Source organism: Pseudomonas gingeri (genome assembly GCF_013385635.1).
Taxonomy (GTDB): Bacteria; Pseudomonadota; Gammaproteobacteria; order Pseudomonadales; family Pseudomonadaceae; genus Aquipseudomonas; species Aquipseudomonas gingeri_A.
The window spans coordinates 11,886-30,279 of record NZ_JACAPR010000023.1 but is presented as its reverse complement, the minus strand read 5'-3'; the positions used below and the strand labels follow the sequence as shown (position 1 = coordinate 30,279).

Here is an 18,394-nt window from a genome sequence, read left to right as displayed (position 1 = left end):
ACAAAAACAACAAGGAGAGTCGTCATGTACCAGTTGTTTATCGAGGGCCTGCAACGCCTCGGCCGTGCCCTGATGCTGCCCATCGCCATCCTGCCGATTGCCGGCCTGCTGCTGCGCCTGGGTGATACCGACCTGCTGGACATCGCGATCATCCACGATGCCGGCAACACCATCTTCGCCAACCTGGCACTGATCTTCGCCATCGGCATCGCTGTCGGTTTTGCCCGCGACAATAACGGCACCGCCGGACTGGCGGGTGCCATCGGCTACCTGGTGATGATCTCCACGCTCAAGGTGCTCGATGCCAACATCAACATGGGCATGCTCGCGGGGATCATCAGCGGCCTGCTCGGTGGTGCGCTGTACAACCGCTTCAAGGACATCAAGCTGCCGGAATACCTGGCCTTCTTCGGCGGGCGACGCTTCGTGCCGATCGTCACCGGCTTTTCGGCGGTCGGACTGGGGGTGCTCTTCGGCCTGATCTGGCCACCGATCCAGAGCGGCATCAACAGCCTCGGCCTGTTGATGGTCGAAAGCGGCAGTATCGGCGCGTTCATTTTCGGCGTGTTCAACCGCCTGCTGATCGTCACCGGGTTGCACCATATCCTCAACAACATGATGTGGTTCGTCTTCGGCAGCTTCACCGATCCGGAGACCGGTCGCGTGGTCACCGGCGACCTGGCACGCTATTTCGCCGGCGACCCGAAAGCCGGGCAGTTCATGACCGGCATGTTCCCGGTGATGGTCTTCGGCCTGCCCGCCGCCTGCCTGGCGATGTATCGCAATGCCTTGCCCGAGCGCCGCAAACTGATGGGCGGGATCCTGCTGTCGATGGCCCTGACCTCGTTCCTGACCGGCGTCACCGAGCCCATCGAATTCGCCTTCATGTTCCTCGCGCCGATGCTCTATGTAGTCCATGCGCTGCTGACCGGGCTGTCGATGGCGATCACCAATCTGCTGAATATCCACCTGGGGTTCACCTTCTCCGGCGGCGCCATCGACATGGCCCTGGGCTGGGGCAAGTCCACCAACGGCTGGCGGGTGCTGCCGGTGGGGCTGGCCTATGCACTGGTCTACTATTTCGTGTTCGATTTCTGCATCCGCCGCTTCGACCTGAAGACGCCGGGACGCGAGCACATCGTCAGCACCACGGCGACCCGGGTGCTCAGCGAAAACCAGCGGGCCGCGGCCTACATCCAGGCACTGGGAGGAGCCGCCAACCTGGTGACCGTCGGGGCCTGCACCACCCGGCTGCGGGTGGAACTGCTGGACCGCGACAAGGCCGTGGATGCCGATCTCAAGATACTCGGCGCCATGGCCGTGGTGCGCCCCGGCCATGGTGGCAGCCTGCAGGTGGTGGTAGGACCGCTGGCGGACAGCATTGCCGATGAGATTCGCCTGGCGTTGCCAACCACGGGGTCGAGTGCCATCGCATCAAGCGAGCCGGAGCCCGTCGGCTCGACCGAGATCAGCGCGGAACAGTTGCAGCAATGGCTCGCCGCACTCGGTGGAAAAGCCAACGTACGGGCACTGGAGTGCGTCGCCCAGACACGACTGCGGGTGCAGCTCGAGGATGTTCGGCGATTATCGGAAACGGCACTGAAGGCACTGGGCTGCCAGGGCATCAGTCCGTTGGAAGACGGAGTCTGGCATGTGCTGGTGGGGGACCGTGCCCAGGCCATCAGTAACGCCATGGGACGATAAGGAACAGGAATCGGAAGAGGGAGAATCAGAAATCGGCGAGGCGCCAGACTTCATAGGCTGGCGTCTCATAGGGATGGCTGTGCTTGAGGGCCATGACCACGGCTTCGATCAGGGCATCCTCCACGACCAGCTCAACTTTCCATTCCGCCACCTGCTCGACCACACCGGTTTGCCCGAGGAACGGCTGGCTGCCGTCCAACGGGCGAAACTGGCCCTGGCCCAGCACCTGCCAGGCGCAGTGGTCATAGGCACCGATTCGACCGCCACCGGCGGCGAATACGGCGCTCTTGACCTGCTCCACATGGCTCGGCGGAACAAAGAAGCTGAGCTTGTACATGACGCGACTCAGTCGACCCAGACGCGAGCGTTACGGAACATGCGCAGCCATGGCGCGTCTTCGTTCCAGTCTTCCGAGCGCCAGGAGTTCTGCACGGCACGGAACACCCGCTCAGGGTGCGGCATCATGATCATGACGCGACCGTCACGGCTGGTCAGCCCGGTGATCCCGCGCGGCGAACCGTTCGGGTTGGCCGGGTAGGTTTCGGTGACCTTGCCATGGTTGTCGACAAAGCGCATGGCCACGCAACCCGACAGGTCGGCTTGCAGCAGGGCTTCTTCGCTTTCGAACTCGGCATAACCCTCGCCGTGGGCGATGGCGATCGGCATGCGCGAACCGGCCATGCCCTGCAGGAAGATCGAGTTCGACTCCTGGATCTGCACCATCGCCACGCGCGCTTCGAACTGCTCGGAACGGTTGCGTACGAAGTGCGGCCAGAACTCGCTGCCCGGAATCAGTTCGTGCAGGTTGGACATCATCTGGCAACCGTTGCACACGCCGAGGGTGAAGCTGTCGTTGCGCTCGAAGAAGCCCTGGAAGGCATCACGGGCACGGGCGTTGAACAGGGCCGACTTGGCCCAGCCTTCGCCGGCGCCGAGCACGTCGCCGTAGGAGAAGCCGCCACAGGCGACCAGGCCCTTGAACTCGTTCAGGTCGACACGACCGGCGAGGATATCGCTCATGTGCACGTCGATGGCATTGAAGCCGGCACGGTCGAACGCCGCCGCCATTTCCACCTGGCCATTGACGCCCTGCTCGCGCAGAACCGCGACCTGGGGACGAATGCCTTTCTTGATGTATGGTGCGGCGATGTCCTGGTTCACATCGAAGCTGGTCTTGTAGCTCAGGCCAGGGTTGCCTTCGTCCAGCAGGACGTCGAATTCCTGGTCGGCACAGTTGGCGTTGTCGCGCAGGCGCTGGATCCGGTAGCTGGTTTCCGCCCACTGGCGTTGCAGCAGGCGACGCTCGCCGGTGAACACGGTGTCGCCGTTGAAGGTGATGCTGACTTCGCCGTTGTTCAGCGGCTGGCCGATCACCGACACGCAGTCACCCAGGCCCGCGGCGCTGAACTGCGCCAGCACGTCCGGCGTGGAGTCCTGGCGCACCTGGATCACCGCGCCCAACTCTTCGTTGAACAGGATCGCGGCGATATCGGCGGCGGTTTCCGCCACGCCGTCGAGGTTCAGGCTCAGGCCGCAGTGGCCGGCGAAGGCCATCTCCACGGTGCTGACCAGCAGGCCACCATCGGAGCGGTCGTGATAGGCCAGCAGGTGACCGTCGGCATTGAGGCCCTGGATCACCGCGAAGAAGGCCTTGAGGTCTTCCGCGTCATCGACGTCCGGCGCATGCTTGCCGAGCTTGCCGTGCACCTGGGCGAGAATCGATGCGCCCATGCGGTTCTGGCCACGTCCCAGGTCGATCAGGATCAGGTCGGTAACGCCCTTGTCCATGCGCAGTTCAGGGGTCAGGGTCTTGCGGATATCGGTCACCGGCGCGAAACCGGTGACGATCAGCGACAACGGCGAGGTCACGCTCTTGTCGACGCCTTCGTCCTTCCAGCGAGTGGCCATGGACATCGAGTCCTTGCCCACCGGAATGGTGATGCCCAGTTCCGGGCACAGCTCCATGCCGACCGCTTTCACGGTGTCGTACAGGCGGGCATCTTCACCCGGATGGCCGGCAGCCGACATCCAGTTGGCCGACAGCTTGATGTCGGAGATCTTGCCGATGCGCGAGGCCGACAGGTTGGTCAGGGTCTCGCCGATCGCCATGCGGCCGGACGCCGGGGCGTTCAGCAGGGCCAGCGGCGTACGCTCGCCCATGGCCATGGCTTCGCCGGTGTAGACGTCAAAGCTGGTGGCGGTAACGGCGACGTCAGCCACCGGGACCTGCCACGGACCGACCATCTGGTCGCGGGCAACGAGGCCGGTGATGGTGCGGTCGCCGATGGTGATCAGGAAGCTCTTGCTCGCCACGGCCGGGTGATGCAGGACACGCTCGATGCAGTCGGCGATCGCCAGGCTGCCCGGATCGAAATCATCGCCCAGCTCGGTTTCGCGAACGGCCGAACGGTGCATGCGCGGGGCCTTGCCCAGCAGCACTTCGAGGGGCATGTCCACCGGGCTGTTGCCGAAGTGGCTGTCGGTCACGGTCAGTTGCGGTTCGGCGGTGGCCTCGCCGACCACCGCGAACGGGCAACGCTCGCGTTCGCAGATCGCCTTGAAGCGCTCGAAGTCCGCCGCATCGACCGCCAGGACGTAGCGTTCCTGGGATTCGTTGCTCCAGATTTCGTGCGGGGCCATGCCCGGCTCGTCGTTGGGGATATTGCGCAGTTCGAAACGGCCACCGCGGTCGCCGTCGTTGACCAGTTCCGGGAAAGCGTTGGACAGGCCGCCCGCGCCGACGTCATGGATAAAGCTGATCGGGTTCTTGTCGCCCAGCTGCCAGCAGCGGTCGATCACTTCCTGGCAGCGGCGTTCCATTTCCGGGTTTTCGCGCTGTACCGAAGCGAAGTCCAGGTCCGCCGAGCTGGTGCCGGTGGCCATCGAGGATGCCGCACCGCCGCCGAGGCCGATGAGCATCGCCGGGCCGCCAAGCACGATCAGCTTGGAACCGACGGTGATTTCGCCCTTCTGCACGTGTTCGGCACGGATGTTACCCATGCCGCCGGCCAGCATGATCGGCTTGTGGTAGCCGCGCACTTCATCGCCACGCGGGGTGGTGATGGACTGTTCGAAGGTACGGAAGTAGCCGGTCAGGGCCGGACGACCGAATTCGTTGTTGAACGCGGCGCCGCCCAGCGGGCCTTCGATCATGATGTCCAGCGCGGTGACGATGCGCTCGGGCTTGCCGTAGGGCACTTCCCAGGGTTGCTCGAAGCCGGGGATCTGCAGGTTGGACACGGTGAAACCGGTGAGGCCGGCCTTCGGCTTGGCGCCGCGCCCGGTTGCACCTTCGTCGCGGATCTCGCCACCGGAACCGGTCGAGGCGCCCGGGAACGGGGCGATCGCGGTCGGGTGGTTGTGGGTCTCGACTTTCATCAGGATGTGCACCGGCTCCTGCACCGCGCCGTACTGGCGGGTCTCGGGATCCGGGAAGAAGCGACCGGCGACATTGCCGACGATCACCGAGGCGTTGTCCTTGTAGGCCGACAGGACACCTTCGCTGTGCATCACGTAGGTGTTCTTGATCATGCCGAACAGGCTCTTTTCCTGGCTCTCGCCGTCGATATCCCAACTGGCGTTGAAGATCTTGTGGCGGCAGTGCTCGGAGTTGGCCTGGGCGAACATCATCAGTTCGATGTCATGCGGGTTGCGCTTGAGACCGATGAAGGCATTCACCAGGTAATCGATTTCGTCTTCGGCCAGGGCCAGGCCCAGCTCGACGTTGGCTTTTTCCAGCGCGGCGCGACCGCCACCGAGGATATCCACGGCGGTCAGCGGCTTCGGTTCGGCATGGCTGAACAGGCCGGCGGCCTGTTCCAGGTTGGCCAGAACGATCTGGGTCATGCGGTCATGCAGGCTGGCGCTGATCAGTTCGGCTTCGGCGTCGCTGAACTGGCCGGCCACGTAGAACGCGATGCCACGCTCCAGACGCTGGATTTTCCCCAGGCCGCAGTTGCGAGCGATGTCGCTGGCCTTGCTCGACCAGGGCGAAATGGTGCCGAAACGCGGCAACACCAGGAACAGACGACCGGTAGGCTCCTGAACCGGCACGCTCGGGCCGTATTTCAGAAGACGGGCCAGCACTTGCTGTTCATCGCCGGTCAGAACGCCGGTGACTTCGGCGAAATGGGCGAACTCAGCATACAAGCCACTGACAGCCGGAACTTTCTGGCTCAGTTGCTCGAGTAGTTTGCTGTGGCGAAAGGCGGAAAGGGCAGGAGCACCGCGCAGGATCAACATCTTCGGGACAGCCTCGGGAAGGGGGTGTGCTTTGAGGCCGTGCATTCTAGCCTAAACCGCCCGCGACGGCACCCGAAACGGCACGCTTGCCGTGCGCCAGACGTCGGTCCGGGTGTCCCTGCTTATTATTAATAGACATCAAGGGCGTCCGGAACGGTTATTTTTGCTCCGTTTGCCTGGCGCCGGGCCCCATTCCTGAGGCCTCCAGCGTTATCCGGGTTTGACTAGCAGACCGGCACTCATCTGTCGAGATATGGCGGTCGAGGTCCTTTGCGTATACTGCGCAAATGTTTTCCCAAACTGCTTTCCGCCCGCGCTGCGCCAAGTGGCTCATCGCAACCGGACTCTTCCTGATGCTCGGTGCCTGTGTTGAAAAACCCAGCACCCTCGAGCGCGTAAAGGAGGATGGCGTACTGCGCGTGATCACCCGCAACAGTCCGGCCACCTACTTCCAGGATCGCAACGGCGAAACCGGCTTCGAGTATGAACTGGTCAAGCGCTTCGCCGATGACCTGGGGGTCAAGCTCGAGATCGAAACCGCCGACAACCTCGATGACCTGTTCAATCAACTGGGCAAGCCCAACGGCCCGGTCCTGGCGGCAGCCGGCCTGGTGGGCAGCGATCAGCGCAAGCTACAGGCGCGCTTTTCCCACCCTTACCTGGAAGTCACCCCGCAGGTCATCTACCGTAACGGCCAGTCCCGCCCCACCACTCCAGCGGATCTGGTGGGCAAACGCATCACGGTATTGAAAGGCAGCACCCACGCGGAACAGCTGGCCGAGCTGAAAAAGCAGAATCCCGCAATAGAATACGAAGAATCCGACGCTGTCGAAGTGGTTGACCTGCTGCGCATGGTCGACGAGGGCCAGATCGACCTGACCCTGGTGGACTCCAACGAAGTGGCAATGAACCAGGTCTACTTCCCCAACGTGCGGGTCGCCTTCGACCTCGGCGACGCCCGCAACCAGCGCTGGGCGGTGGCCCCCGGGGAAGACAACAGCCTGCTCAACGAGATCAACGCCTACCTCGACAAGGTGCAGAAGAACGGCACCCTGCAACGCCTGAAGGATCGTTATTACGGGCACGTCGATGTCCTCGGCTATGTCGGCGCCTATACCTTCGCCCAGCACCTGCAGCAGCGCCTGCCCAAATACGAGAAGCACTTCCAGGCCTCGGCCAAGGAAGAAAAGGTCGACTGGCGCCTGCTCGCGGCCATCGGCTACCAGGAATCGCTGTGGCAACCGAGCGTCACCTCCAAGACCGGTGTGCGCGGGCTGATGATGCTGACCCAGAGCACCGCCCAGGCGATGGGCGTGTCCAACCGCCTGGATGCGAGGCAGAGCATCAGTGGCGGCGCCAAGTACCTGGCCTACATGAAGGACCAGCTCGACGAGAAAATCGAGGAGCCGGATCGCACCTGGTTCGCACTGGCCGCCTACAACGTCGGCAGCGGCCACCTCGATGACGCCCGCAAGCTGGCCGAGAACGAAGGCCTGAACCCGAACAAGTGGCTGGACGTGAAGAAGATGCTACCGCGTCTGGCGCAGAAGCAGTGGTACAGCAAGACCCGCTACGGCTACGCCCGCGGCGGCGAGCCGGTGCACTTCGTCGCCAACATCCGCCGCTACTACGACATCCTGACCTGGGTGACCCAGCCGCAGTTGGAAGGCAGCCAGGTCGCGGAAAGCAACCTGCACGTGCCGGGCGTGGACAAGACCAAGCCGACCGAGCAGCCGCCGCAGCTATAACCAGAGCTCACTATCTGTAGCGCTCTCGCGGCCCTCTTCGCGGGCAAGCCCGCTCCCACAGGAGATATGCGGTCAAACTGTGGGAGCGGGCTTGCCCGCGAAGAGGCCGGAACAGACGCAACAACACCCCAGGTTGCGCCACGATCTGATATATCCGGCAGTCAGGCCTTAGGCGCAGCCGCCAGAATCAGTTCTTTCATTTCCACCACCGCCGCCTTGAAGCCGACAAACAACGCATGGGCCACCAGCGCGTGGCCGATGTTCAACTCGTTGATCCCCGGGATCGCCGCCACCGCCTCGACGTTGTGGTAATGCAGGCCGTGCCCGGCATTGACGATCAGCCCCTGGGACACACCAAAGGCCACGCCATCGGCGATTCGCTTGAGCTCCTCGGCCACTTCGGCCGGAGTCTCGGCATCGGCGTAACGCCCGGTGTGCAACTCGATCGCCGGGGCGCCGACCCGCTTGGACGCCGCGATCTGCCGCTCGTCGGCATCGATGAACAGCGACACTTCGCTGCCGATCCTGCTCAAGCGCTCCACCGCCGCCTTGATCCGCGCTTCCTGGCCGGCCACGTCCAGACCGCCTTCAGTGGTCAGTTCCTGACGGGTTTCCGGGACCAGGCAGATATGTGCCGGACGAATACGCTCGGCAAATGCCATCATCTCTTCGGTCACGCCCATTTCGAAGTTCATGCGGGTCTGCAGTACATCCTTGAGCAGCAACACATCGCGCTCCTGGATATGCCGGCGGTCTTCGCGCAGGTGCACGGTGATGCCATCGGCCCCCGCCTCTTCAGCGTCCAGCGCGGCCTTGACCGGATCGGGGTAACGCGTGCCCCGGGCCTGACGCAAGGTGGCTACGTGGTCGATATTCACGCCGAGAAGAATGCGGGTGCTGGTGGTCACGGGAAGGCTCCTGAACAGTTGAAGATTCGGCCCACAGCATACACGGGGAGCTCAGGGCTTTCGAAACAACTCGCGACTGACCAGCGGTTTGCCCCCCAGATGCACCGCCAGCGCCTGGCGCATCAGACGTTTGGCCGCCGACAGGGCACCGACCGCGGCCCAGTCGGCTTCGGCCATGGCCAGCAGTTCGGTGCCCTGGAACAGGCCGGGTTGCAACAGGTAGACCCGCTCCAGGCCGGCATCCACCTGCAGGCGGTACATCCCGTCAGCCGCCAGGGGTTGGCCATGGATATCCACGTCCAGGGCAAAGCCGTAGCCGAGGTCATCGAGCAGTCGCCACTCGAACGAGCGCAGCAATGGCTCCAGCGGACGACCTTCGGCCAGGGCGAGCAAGGTGGCGGCATAGTGGTCGAAGACCGCGGGATGCGGGTCTTCGGCGGGTAGCAGGCGAATCAGCAGCTCATTGAGATAGAGGCCGCTGAACAGCGCTTCGCCGTTGAGCCAGGTGGAGACACCGGCGCTCTCCATGCGCCCGACATTCTTCAGTTCGCCCCGGCCGCGAAACTCGACCTCGAGGGGCACGAACGGTCGCGCCAGGGTCCCGGCCTTGCCCCGCGCACTACGTAGTACGGCGCGCAGCCGGCCTTGTGGCGTGATGAAATCCACCAGCGCGCTGCTTTCGCGGTAGGCGCGGGAGTGCAGGACGTAGGCCGGTTGGCCGGGAGGCGGATTAGCGGACATCGGCGTATGAATGTCTCTGAAGGAATACTACGTGAGGTGGGCCAACTTACTGTGGCGAGCGGGCTTGCCCGCGCTCGGCTGCGCAGCAGTCGCAAGACCGGCCACCTCGGTCTACCTGACGTACCGAACTCACCGGTTTCAGGGCCGCTTCGCAGCCCAGCGCGGGCAAGCCCGCTCGCCACAAGGCCGCGTTCAGCCAAAAGGTGCCGTGTTACAGATCGCCGTAACCCAACGAGCGCAGTGCCCGTTCGTCGTCGGACCAGCCGCCCTTCACCTTCACCCACAGGTTGAGCATGATCTTGGAGTCGAAAAGCAACTCCATGTCCTTGCGTGCCTCGGTGCCGATGCGCTTGATACGCTCGCCCTTGTCACCAATGATGATCTTCTTCTGGCCGTCACGTTCGACGAGGATCAGCGCATGGATATGCAGGGTCTTGCCCTGCTGCTTGAACTCTTCAATTTCCACGGTGATCTGGTAAGGCAGCTCCGCCCCAAGCTGGCGCATGATTTTCTCACGCACCAGTTCAGCGGCGAGGAAACGACTGCTGCGGTCAGTGATCTGGTCTTCCGGGAAGAAATGCTCGTTTTCCGGCAGGTGCTGGGCGATCAGGCCTTCCAGGGCATCGAGGTTGTGCCCTTGCTGGGCGGAGATCGGCACGATCTGCGCGTTCGGCAGTTGTTCCTGCAACCAGGTCAGGTGCGGCATCAACTCGGCCTTGTCTTCGATCCGGTCGGTCTTGTTCAGCGCGACGATCACCGGGCCTTCGACGTACTGGATGCGCTCCAGGACCATCTGGTCCTCTTCGGTCCAGCGGGTACGGTCGACGACAAAGATCACCACATCGACGTCTTTCAAGGCCGCCGAGGCGGTCTTGTTCATGTAACGGTTCAGTGCCTTCTCGCCGCCCTTGTGCATGCCCGGCGTGTCGACGTAGATCGCCTGGATGGCGCCTTCGGTCTTGATCCCGAGCATGTTGTGGCGGGTGGTCTGGGGCTTGCGCGAAGTGATCGCGAGTTTTTGTCCGAGGATATGGTTCAGCAGCGTGGATTTGCCCACGTTCGGCCGGCCAACGATGGCGACGTAGCCGCAGCGTGTTGCAGTTGAATCAGTCATTACCATTCTCCACGCCCAGGGCAATCAGTGCTGCGGCGGCCGCTACCTGTTCGGCAATACGACGGCTCACGCCCTGTCCTCGGCTTTTTTCATTCAATAGGGTGATTTCGCATTCGACGAAGAACGTCCGGCAATGCGGCTCACCCTGGATATCCACCACTTCGTAGCGCGGCAGTTCACAGGCACGCGATTGCAGGAACTCCTGCAGGCGGGTCTTGGGGTCCTTGTTGGTGTCCACCAGCGTCAGGCTGTCGAACTCCGAGGTCAACCAGGCCAGCACCCGCTCGCGGGCCATTTCCATGCCGGCGTCGAGGTAGATCGCGCCGATCAGTGCCTCCAGGGCATCGGCCAGGATCGATTCGCGACGGAAACCGCCACTCTTCAACTCGCCGGAACCCAGGCGCAGGTAGTCGCCCAACTCGAAACCACGGGCCAGTACCGCCAGTGTTTCACCTTTTACCAGGCGTGCGCGCAAACGCGACAACTGGCCTTCCCGAGCCTGCGGGAAACGGTCGAACAGCGCCTCGCCGGCGACGAAGTTGAGAATCGCGTCACCGAGAAACTCCAGGCGCTCGTTGTTGCGCCCGGCAAAACTGCGGTGAGTCAGGGCCAGGACCATCAGTTCCTGGTCCTTGAAGGTATAGCCGAGCTGGCGCTCGAGACGGCTCAAGGACACAGTCACGGTTTACCCACGCTGAATTCGTGGTCGAACTTGACCACCAGATCGATATTCTGGATCAGCGGATCACGCTGCTCGTATTTCAAATGGGCAAGGAACCGGTTGTTCTCCACCGTCACGCTTAACGCTTTGTTCAAATCCACGTCCTGAATACTGTTGACCTGCATGCCGCGGGCAACATGGGTGTAAAAGTCGCTGACGGTGGTAACGCCCGCCGCCTTGTCGGTTTCCACCGACATGATGATTTTCTTCATCGACATGTAGTCGAGGTAATGCGGAATCAACTTGAATGCCGTGCTGGCGACGAAGGCAACCAGTGCCAGGGCCAGCAACCAGCCGAAAAACGACAGACCTTTCTGGGAAGCGGCGGATTTCATCGTTGTTCTCATAGTGTTCAAGCACCTGAAAAGCATTCGGCGCTGTGTTCAACAGCGCCGCTTGGGTTACTTGATCAGGCCGACCCGCGAGAAATTCGGCAGGTGGCTGAATTTCGGATCAGGCCAGCTCATCCAGACCGCGAAGGCCTTGCCGACGATATTCTCGTCGGGAACCATGCCCAGCAGCTCCTTGGGAATATTGGGGTCATCCCAGTAGCGGCTGTCGTTGGAGTTGTCGCGGTTGTCGCCCATCATGAAGTAATGCCCGGCCGGCACCTTCCACTCATGGTCAGGCGGCGCTCGATAACGGCCCATCTCCTTGCGGATCAGGTGTTCGACGGCGCCCAGCTTCTCTTTGTAGAGTTCGGCGCTGCCGAGCATGCCCGGCTCGTTGCCCACCAGTTGCTCGGCCACGGACTCGCCGTTGACGAACAGCTTCTTGTCACTGGTGTAGCGCACCACATCGCCCGGCAGGCCGACTACACGCTTGATGTAGTTGACGTTCGGATCGCTCGGGTAGCGGAACACCATGACATCGCCGCGCTGCGGATCACCGACCTGGATCACTTTCTTGTCGATCACCGGCAGGCGGATCCCGTAGGAAAACTTGTTCACCAGGATGAAGTCACCGACATCCAGGGTCGGTTTCATCGAACCGGACGGAATCTGGAACGGCTCGACCAGAAACGACCGCAGTACCAGCACGATGAACAGCACCGGGAAGAAGGATTTGCCATATTCAACCAGCAAAGGCTCCTTGTTCAGCTTCTCGACCACTTCTGCCTCGGGCTGCGAGACGCTGCCCTGGTAGGTGGAGATTGCCGCACGCCGGCGTGGCGCCAGAAAGAGCAGATCGAGCAACGCCAACAGACCGCAGACGGCAACGGCGATGACCAGCAACAGCGGGAAATTTAGTGACATAGGACCTAACTATCCAACCTGAGCACCGCAAGGAAGGCTTCCTGTGGGATTTCCACGTTGCCTACTTGCTTCATGCGTTTCTTACCGGCCTTCTGCTTTTCCAACAGCTTGCGCTTACGGCTAACGTCACCACCGTAGCATTTGGCCAGTACGTTCTTTCTGAGCGCCTTGACGGTTGTCCGCGCCACGACCTGCCCGCCAATGGCGGCCTGGATGGCAACGTCGAACATCTGACGAGGAATCAGTTCTTTCATCTTCTCGGTCAACGCACGCCCTTTGTAGTGCGCGTTGTCACGATGCACGATCAACGCCAGGGCGTCGACCTTCTCACCGTTGATCAGTACATCCAGCTTGACCAGATTAGCCGACTGGTAGCGATCGAAGTGATAATCCAGCGAAGCATAGCCACGACTGGTGGATTTCAGGCGATCGAAGAAGTCCAGGACCACTTCGTTCATCGGCAGGTCGTAGGTCACTTGCACCTGCGAACCGAGGAACAGCATGTCGTGCTGGACGCCACGCTTCTCGATGCACAGTGTAATGACGTTGCCCAGGTGCTCCTGCGGTACCAGGATATTGGCCCGCACGATCGGCTCGCGCATGTCTTCGATGGAGGACAGGTCCGGCAGCTTGGACGGGTTGTCGACGTAAATGGTTTCGCCGTTCTTGAGCAACAGCTCGAAGATTACCGTCGGCGCGGTGGTGATCAGGTCCAGGTCGTACTCGCGCTCCAGGCGCTCCTGGATGATCTCCATGTGCAACATGCCGAGGAACCCGCAACGGAAACCGAAGCCCAGGGCGTCGGAGCTTTCCGGGGTGTACTGCAGCGAGGAGTCGTTCAGCGTGAGCTTTTGCAGGGCTTCGCGGAAATCTTCGAAATCGTCGGAACTGACCGGGAACAGACCGGCGTAGACCTGCGGCTGGATGCGTTTGAAGCCCGGCAGCACGTCGACATCGGGGGTGGTGCTCAGGGTCAGGGTGTCACCCACCGGCGCACCGTGGATGTCCTTGATACCGGCGATGATAAAGCCCACTTCGCCGGCCTTCAGGTCGACGGTGGCGGTGTGCTTGGGGTTGAACACGCCGACGCTGTCCACCAGGTGCATCTTGCCGGTGGACTTGACCAGGATCTTGTCGCCCTTCTTCACGCGGCCGTGGCGCACACGCACCAGGGACACGACGCCCAGGTAGTTATCGAACCAGGAGTCGATGATCAACGCTTGCAGCGGATCTTCGATATTGCCGGTCGGCGCGGGAATGGTGTGCACCAGGCGTTCGAGCACCTCGTCGACACCCAGGCCGGTCTTGGCGCTGCAGGTGACGGCGTCGGTGGCATCGATACCGATGATCTTCTCGATTTCTTCCTTCACCCGCTCCGGATCGGCCTGCGGCAGGTCGATCTTGTTCAGCACCGGCATGACTTCCAGGCCCTGCTCGATCGCCGTGTAGCAGTTGGCAACGGACTGGGCCTCAACGCCCTGGCCGGCGTCGACCACCAGCAGCGCGCCCTCACAGGCCGCCAGGGAACGGCTGACTTCGTAGGTGAAGTCGACGTGGCCCGGGGTATCGATGAAGTTCAGCTGGTAGGTGATGCCGTCTTTGGCCTTGTAGTACAGGGTAACGCTGTGGGCCTTGATGGTGATCCCGCGCTCGCGCTCGAGGTCCATGGAATCCAGCACCTGCGCTTCCATCTCGCGCTCGGCAAGGCCGCCGCACATCTGGATGAAGCGATCGGCCAGAGTCGACTTGCCATGGTCAATGTGGGCGATGATGGAGAAATTGCGGATATGACTCAAATCACTCACGGGTCAACACTCAAAAAGGTTGCAGGCAGACTGCCCGCCGAAAAATAGCCGGGAATTGTACCTGATGCGCGGCCTGGGCGTCACGTTCACAGGCAAGGCGACGGGCACAAAAAAGCCCCTGCTGGTCGGCAGGGGCCTTTTTCCGGGCCGGCCCGGCGTGTTTGCCGCCCTTATCCGGCGCGACGCAACAGCCAGAGCCCGGCGATCGCACAGATCCCCGCCGGTACCAGCACCGCGAGCAACGGCGAGAAGCCGAACACCAGGCTCGACGGCCCCAGCAGGTCCTGGGCGATACGGAAGGTGAAACCGACCAGCACGCCGGTGAACACCCGCTGGCCGAGGGTCACCGAACGCAGCGGGCCGAAGATGAAGGAGATCGCCATCAACACGAGCGCGGCGGTGACCAGCGGTTGCAGGATCTTGACCCAGAACGCCAACCAGTAGCGGCCATTGGCCAGCCCCTGGTCCGCCAGATAGTGGATATAACCCCACAGGCCGCTGATCGACAGGGCCTCGGGCACCATCACCACGGTGCTCAGCAGGTTCGGGCTGAGGGACACGCCCCAGAGCTCCTGCGGACTGTTGATAACCTCGGTGTGGTCCCCCCGGAAATAGGTGGTGGTGACGTCCGTCAGGTTCCAATGATCCTTGTCGAAGCGGGCCTGCTTGGCGAAGCTCGACGACAGCAGGTGCCGCTGGTCGTCGAAATGATAACGGGTCACCCCGTAGAGCAGGCCATTGGGCTGCACGGCGTTGATATGGATGAACTCGTCGCCCTGGCGGTGCCACAAGCCGTGCCTGGAACTCTGCGCGTCGCCCGACCCCTGGGCCAGTGCACGGTTGGCCTGGGCCTGGCTCTCGGTGACCGGTGCCACATATTCGCCGACCAGCACACCGACGATCATCAGCACCAGCATCGGCTTCATCACCGCCCAGACGATACGCCCGATGGACACGCCGGCCGCGCGCATGATGGTCAGTTCGCTGTTGCTCGCCAGGCTGCCCAGGCCGATCAGGCAACCGATCAGGCCGGCCATCGGCAACATGTCATAGACGCGACGAGGCGCCGTCAGCAGGACGAAGCTGAGGATGTCGCCCCAGGTGTAGGTGTCGCTGACATTGCCCATCTCGTCGATGAACGCAAACAGCGAGGCCAGGCCCAGGATGATCCCGAGCACCGCCAGGATCGCCAGGAATACGGTACTGCCAATGTAGCGGTCGAGCTTAACCACGAGCCATCTCCTTCATGTCGCGGCGACTCGCCAGCTTCAAACGCAACGGTTCCCAATACAGCAGGCCCAGGCCTATCGCCAGGAACAGTCCATGCACCCACCACAAGCCGAGCACGGGCGACAGGTGGCCTTTCTCCAGCGAACCACGGGCGGAAATCAACATGGTCAGGTACGCCATGTACAGCAGGATTGCTGGCAACAGCTTGAGGAAGCGACCCTGGCGCGGATTGACCCGCGACAGCGGCACCGCCATCAGGGTGACGATAAAGACCAGCAGCGGCAGGGACAGGCGCCATTGCAGCTCGGCAATCGACTTGCGCTCGCTGCTCCCCCACAGGTCGCGGGTCGCGAGGGCATCGCGGTCGGTCACCTCGTTACTGATTTCGGGTTTCTCCATCTGCACGCCGTAGGTGTCATATTTGATCGCGCGATAGTCCGCCTGCCCCGGGCTGCCGTCATAGCGATAGCCGTCCTCGAGAATCAGGTAGCGATTGCCGTCGGGCTTGACCTCCAGGCGACCGTGATCGGCGACCAGCACCGAAATACCCCGGTCTTTCTTGTCCTGGCCGAGACGTTTCTCGGAAATGAACACGCCGCCCAGCTGGGTGCGGTCATCCGACAGTTTTTCGGTGTAGGTGATCCGCGAACCATCGTTCAGCGCCTGGAAGCGCCCCGGCTCCAGGGTGTCGAACTCGGTCAGGGCGTCCTGCTTGTTGAGCACCAGCTGGAACTGGTAGGCCCCCTGGGGCGCCAGGCTCAGGCTCAACCAGGCCACCAGCAGGGCTACCAGAAGGGCCGGCGCCATGGTCATGCCGAGCAGGCGTTGCTGGCTCATGCCGGTGGCCGACAGCACGGTCATTTCGCTTTCCAGGTACAACCGGCCATAAGCCAGCAGAATCCCGAGAAACAACCCCAATGGCAGGATCAATTGCAGGAAACCGGGCAGGCGGAAGCCCATGATCAGGAATAGCGCCCCCGGATCCAGCGCGCCCGAAGCGGCCTGGGCGAGGAATTTGACGAAGCGCCCGCTCATGGTGATCACCAGCAGCACGGCGCTGACGGCACTCAATGTAACCAGGACTTCGCGAGACAGATAACGAAAGACGATCAAACCAGACACTCCAGGGTTGTCAGGCTAACTAAAGCGGCCGAACAAGCAAGCATATAGAGTCAGCTCATCAAGAGCCGTCTAAAAAGATGGCGCATTATCCTGTGATTGGCCGCCCCTGTCACTGCGCACGCTCAACCACGCACGCAAAGCTGAAACGCAGGGTTGTCAGCGGCGGGCGGCGAGGTTCAAACTGCGGCCTTTGTCGCTTGCGCGTCGCTGCGGCGCCAAGCCACCCAGCGCAGAGCCTCGCTTCGCGCCCACTGACCTTTATTCAGGGACCCAGACATGGAACTGGTTGTAAAAAGCGTTAGCCCGGAAACGTTGAAAACCGCCACCCTGGTACTCGCTGTCGGCGAAGGCCGCAAGCTCGGTACTGTCGCGCAGAAAGTCGATGAACTGGCTGGCGGCGCCATCAGTGCCATCCTCAAGCGTGGCGACCTCGCCGGCAAGGTCGGCCAGAGCCTGCTGTTGCAGAGCTTGCCAAACCTGAAAGCCGAGCGCGTGCTGCTGGTAGGCGTGGGCAAGGACGAGTTGGGCGACCGGCCATTGCGCAAGACCGTCGCGAGCATCCTCGGCACCCTCAAGGGCCTGGGCGGCGGCGATGCCGTGCTCGCCCTCGACGAAGTGGTGGTCAAGGGCCGTGACAGCTACGGCAAGACCCGCCTGCTGGCGGAAAGCCTGCTGGATGGCGAATACACCTTCGATGCCTACAAGAGCCAGAAAGCCGAACCGCGCGCCCTGAAGAAAATCACCCTGATCACCATCAAGGCCGCGCAAGCCGAAGTCGAACGCGCCGTGACCCACGCCAAGGCCATCGCCAACGGCATGGCGTTCACCCGTGACCTGGGCAACACCCCGCCGAACATCTGCCACCCGAGCTACCTCGCCGAACAGGCGAAGAACCTGGGCAAGACCCACAAGGGCCTGAAGGTCGAGATCTTCGACGAGAAGAAGATCAAGGAACTGGGCATGGGTTCGTTCTATGCCGTAGGCCAGGGCAGCGACCAGCCGCCACGCCTGATCGTCATGCAGTACAACGGCGGCAAGAAATCCGAGAAGCCGTTCGCCCTGGTCGGCAAGGGCATTACCTTCGACACCGGCGGTATCAGCCTCAAGCCGGGCGCCGGCATGGATGAAATGAAATACGACATGGGCGGCGCCGCCAGTGTCTTCGGTACGCTGCAAGCCGTACTGGAACTGAAGCTGCCGATCAACCTGGTGTGCATCCTGGCCTGTGCCGAGAACATGCCGAGCGGCGGCGCGACCCGCCCGGGCGACATCGTCACCACCCTCAGCGGCCAGACCGTGGAAATCCTCAACACCGACGCCGAAGGCCGCCTGGTGCTGTGCGACGCCCTGACCTACGCCGAACGCTTCAAGCCTCAGGCAGTGATCGATATCGCCACCCTGACCGGCGCCTGCATCGTCGCCCTCGGTTCGCACACCTCGGGCCTGCTGGGCAACAACGACGAGCTGATCGAACAACTGCTCAACGCCGGCCGCCAGGCCGACGACCGAGCCTGGCAACTGCCGCTGTTCGACGAGTACCAGGAGCAGCTGGACAGCCCGTTCGCCGACATCGCCAACATCGGCGGACCGAAAGCCGGCACCATCACTGCCGCCTGCTTCCTGTCGCGCTTCACCAAGAACCTGAACTGGGCTCACCTGGACATCGCCGGCACCGCCTGGACCAGCGGCGGCAAGGACAAGGGCGCCACCGGCCGTCCGGTGCCCCTGCTGACCCAGTACCTGCTGGATCGCGCCAAGGCCTGACACTGACGACCACGGCGCTGTCCTCCGCGGAGGTCGGCG

The 18,394-nt window shown here is 62.5% G+C and carries 14 protein-coding genes; 3 read left to right on the top strand and 11 right to left on the bottom strand.

Annotated elements, in window-relative coordinates; all coding sequences use genetic code 11:
- The first annotated feature begins 24 nt into the window (after positions 1-24).
- On the top strand, positions 25-1,704 hold the full coding sequence (nagE, locus tag HX851_RS25850; RefSeq protein WP_177059146.1) for an N-acetylglucosamine-specific PTS transporter subunit IIBC: 1,680 nt from the start codon (positions 25-27) through the stop codon (positions 1,702-1,704).
- Positions 1,705-1,729: 25 nt separating this feature from the next.
- On the opposite strand, the gene HX851_RS25845 is transcribed toward nagE, so the two are convergent.
- Together HX851_RS25845 and purL are read right to left on the bottom strand one after the other, a co-directional pair.
- Positions 1,730-2,041, bottom strand: a complete 312-nt coding sequence (locus HX851_RS25845; protein ID WP_177066178.1) for a YqfO family protein — start codon at positions 2,039-2,041, stop codon at positions 1,730-1,732.
- Between the two features lie 8 nt (positions 2,042-2,049).
- Positions 2,050-5,946: a phosphoribosylformylglycinamidine synthase gene (gene purL / locus HX851_RS25840; RefSeq protein WP_177066179.1), complete on the bottom strand. Its 3,897-nt coding sequence runs from the start codon at positions 5,944-5,946 to the stop codon at positions 2,050-2,052.
- Positions 5,947-6,233: 287 nt separating this feature from the next.
- On the opposite strand from purL, the gene mltF reads away from it, so the two are divergent.
- Complete coding sequence (mltF, locus tag HX851_RS25835; protein ID WP_177059140.1) at positions 6,234-7,694, top strand: membrane-bound lytic murein transglycosylase MltF; 1,461 nt, start codon at positions 6,234-6,236, stop codon at positions 7,692-7,694.
- 161 nt (positions 7,695-7,855) lie between these two features.
- Here the strand turns inward: mltF and pdxJ are convergent, their stop codons facing one another.
- The 9 genes from pdxJ to lptF all read right to left on the bottom strand — a co-directional run bounded on the left by pdxJ (position 7,856) and on the right by lptF (position 16,582).
- A complete protein-coding gene (pdxJ, locus tag HX851_RS25830; protein WP_177059138.1) occupies positions 7,856-8,602 on the bottom strand; it encodes a pyridoxine 5'-phosphate synthase in 747 nt (248 codons plus the stop codon).
- A 51-nt stretch (positions 8,603-8,653) separates the two neighbouring features.
- Positions 8,654-9,343 carry a DNA repair protein RecO gene (gene recO / locus HX851_RS25825; protein WP_177059136.1) on the bottom strand — a complete coding sequence of 230 codons (690 nt, stop codon included), beginning with the start codon at positions 9,341-9,343 and terminating at the stop codon, positions 8,654-8,656.
- A gap of 211 nt (positions 9,344-9,554) precedes the next feature.
- Complete coding sequence (gene era, locus HX851_RS25820; RefSeq protein WP_177059134.1) at positions 9,555-10,457, bottom strand: GTPase Era; 903 nt, start codon at positions 10,455-10,457, stop codon at positions 9,555-9,557.
- A complete protein-coding gene (gene rnc / locus HX851_RS25815; protein WP_017124080.1) occupies positions 10,450-11,139 on the bottom strand; it encodes a ribonuclease III in 690 nt (229 codons plus the stop codon). Before rnc ends, era begins: the two co-directional genes overlap by 8 nt.
- A complete protein-coding gene (locus tag HX851_RS25810) occupies positions 11,136-11,513 on the bottom strand; it encodes a DUF4845 domain-containing protein (RefSeq protein WP_017124081.1) in 378 nt (125 codons plus the stop codon). Before HX851_RS25810 ends, rnc begins: the two co-directional genes overlap by 4 nt.
- 66 nt (positions 11,514-11,579) lie before the next feature.
- Entirely contained in the window at positions 11,580-12,434 is an 855-nt protein-coding gene (gene lepB / locus HX851_RS25805) for a signal peptidase I (RefSeq protein ID WP_177059132.1), read from the bottom strand.
- Between the two features lie 5 nt (positions 12,435-12,439).
- The gene (gene lepA, locus HX851_RS25800) at positions 12,440-14,239 is read right to left on the bottom strand and encodes a translation elongation factor 4 (protein ID WP_177059130.1); all 1,800 of its coding nucleotides are present in this window, start codon (positions 14,237-14,239) and stop codon (positions 12,440-12,442) included.
- A 170-nt stretch (positions 14,240-14,409) separates the two neighbouring features.
- Positions 14,410-15,471, bottom strand: coding sequence for an LPS export ABC transporter permease LptG (lptG, locus tag HX851_RS25795; protein WP_177059128.1), 1,062 nt, complete (start codon positions 15,469-15,471; stop codon positions 14,410-14,412).
- The gene (gene lptF, locus HX851_RS25790; protein ID WP_177059126.1) at positions 15,464-16,582 is read right to left on the bottom strand and encodes an LPS export ABC transporter permease LptF; all 1,119 of its coding nucleotides are present in this window, start codon (positions 16,580-16,582) and stop codon (positions 15,464-15,466) included. Before lptF ends, lptG begins: the two co-directional genes overlap by 8 nt.
- A gap of 285 nt (positions 16,583-16,867) precedes the next feature.
- On the opposite strand from lptF, the gene HX851_RS25785 reads away from it, so the two are divergent.
- The gene (locus tag HX851_RS25785) at positions 16,868-18,355 is read left to right on the top strand and encodes a leucyl aminopeptidase (protein ID WP_177059124.1); all 1,488 of its coding nucleotides are present in this window, start codon (positions 16,868-16,870) and stop codon (positions 18,353-18,355) included.
- The last annotated feature ends 39 nt before the right edge of the window (positions 18,356-18,394 follow it).

Bases quoted from the DNA above. Each gene is read 5' to 3' on its own strand.
- nagE (WP_177059146.1), top strand. From the start codon at position 25: ATGTACCAGTTGTTTATCGAGGGCCTGCAACGCCTCGGCCGTGCCCTG.
- HX851_RS25845 (WP_177066178.1), bottom strand. From the start codon at position 2,041: ATGTACAAGCTCAGCTTCTTTGTTCCGCCGAGCCATGTGGAGCAGGTC.
- purL (WP_177066179.1), bottom strand. From the start codon at position 5,946: ATGTTGATCCTGCGCGGTGCTCCTGCCCTTTCCGCCTTTCGCCACAGC.
- mltF (WP_177059140.1), top strand. From the start codon at position 6,234: ATGTTTTCCCAAACTGCTTTCCGCCCGCGCTGCGCCAAGTGGCTCATC.
- recO (WP_177059136.1), bottom strand. From the start codon at position 9,343: ATGTCCGCTAATCCGCCTCCCGGCCAACCGGCCTACGTCCTGCACTCC.
- era (WP_177059134.1), bottom strand. From the start codon at position 10,457: ATGACTGATTCAACTGCAACACGCTGCGGCTACGTCGCCATCGTTGGC.
- HX851_RS25810 (WP_017124081.1), bottom strand. From the start codon at position 11,513: ATGAAATCCGCCGCTTCCCAGAAAGGTCTGTCGTTTTTCGGCTGGTTG.
- lepB (WP_177059132.1), bottom strand. From the start codon at position 12,434: ATGTCACTAAATTTCCCGCTGTTGCTGGTCATCGCCGTTGCCGTCTGC.
- HX851_RS25785 (WP_177059124.1), top strand. From the start codon at position 16,868: ATGGAACTGGTTGTAAAAAGCGTTAGCCCGGAAACGTTGAAAACCGCC.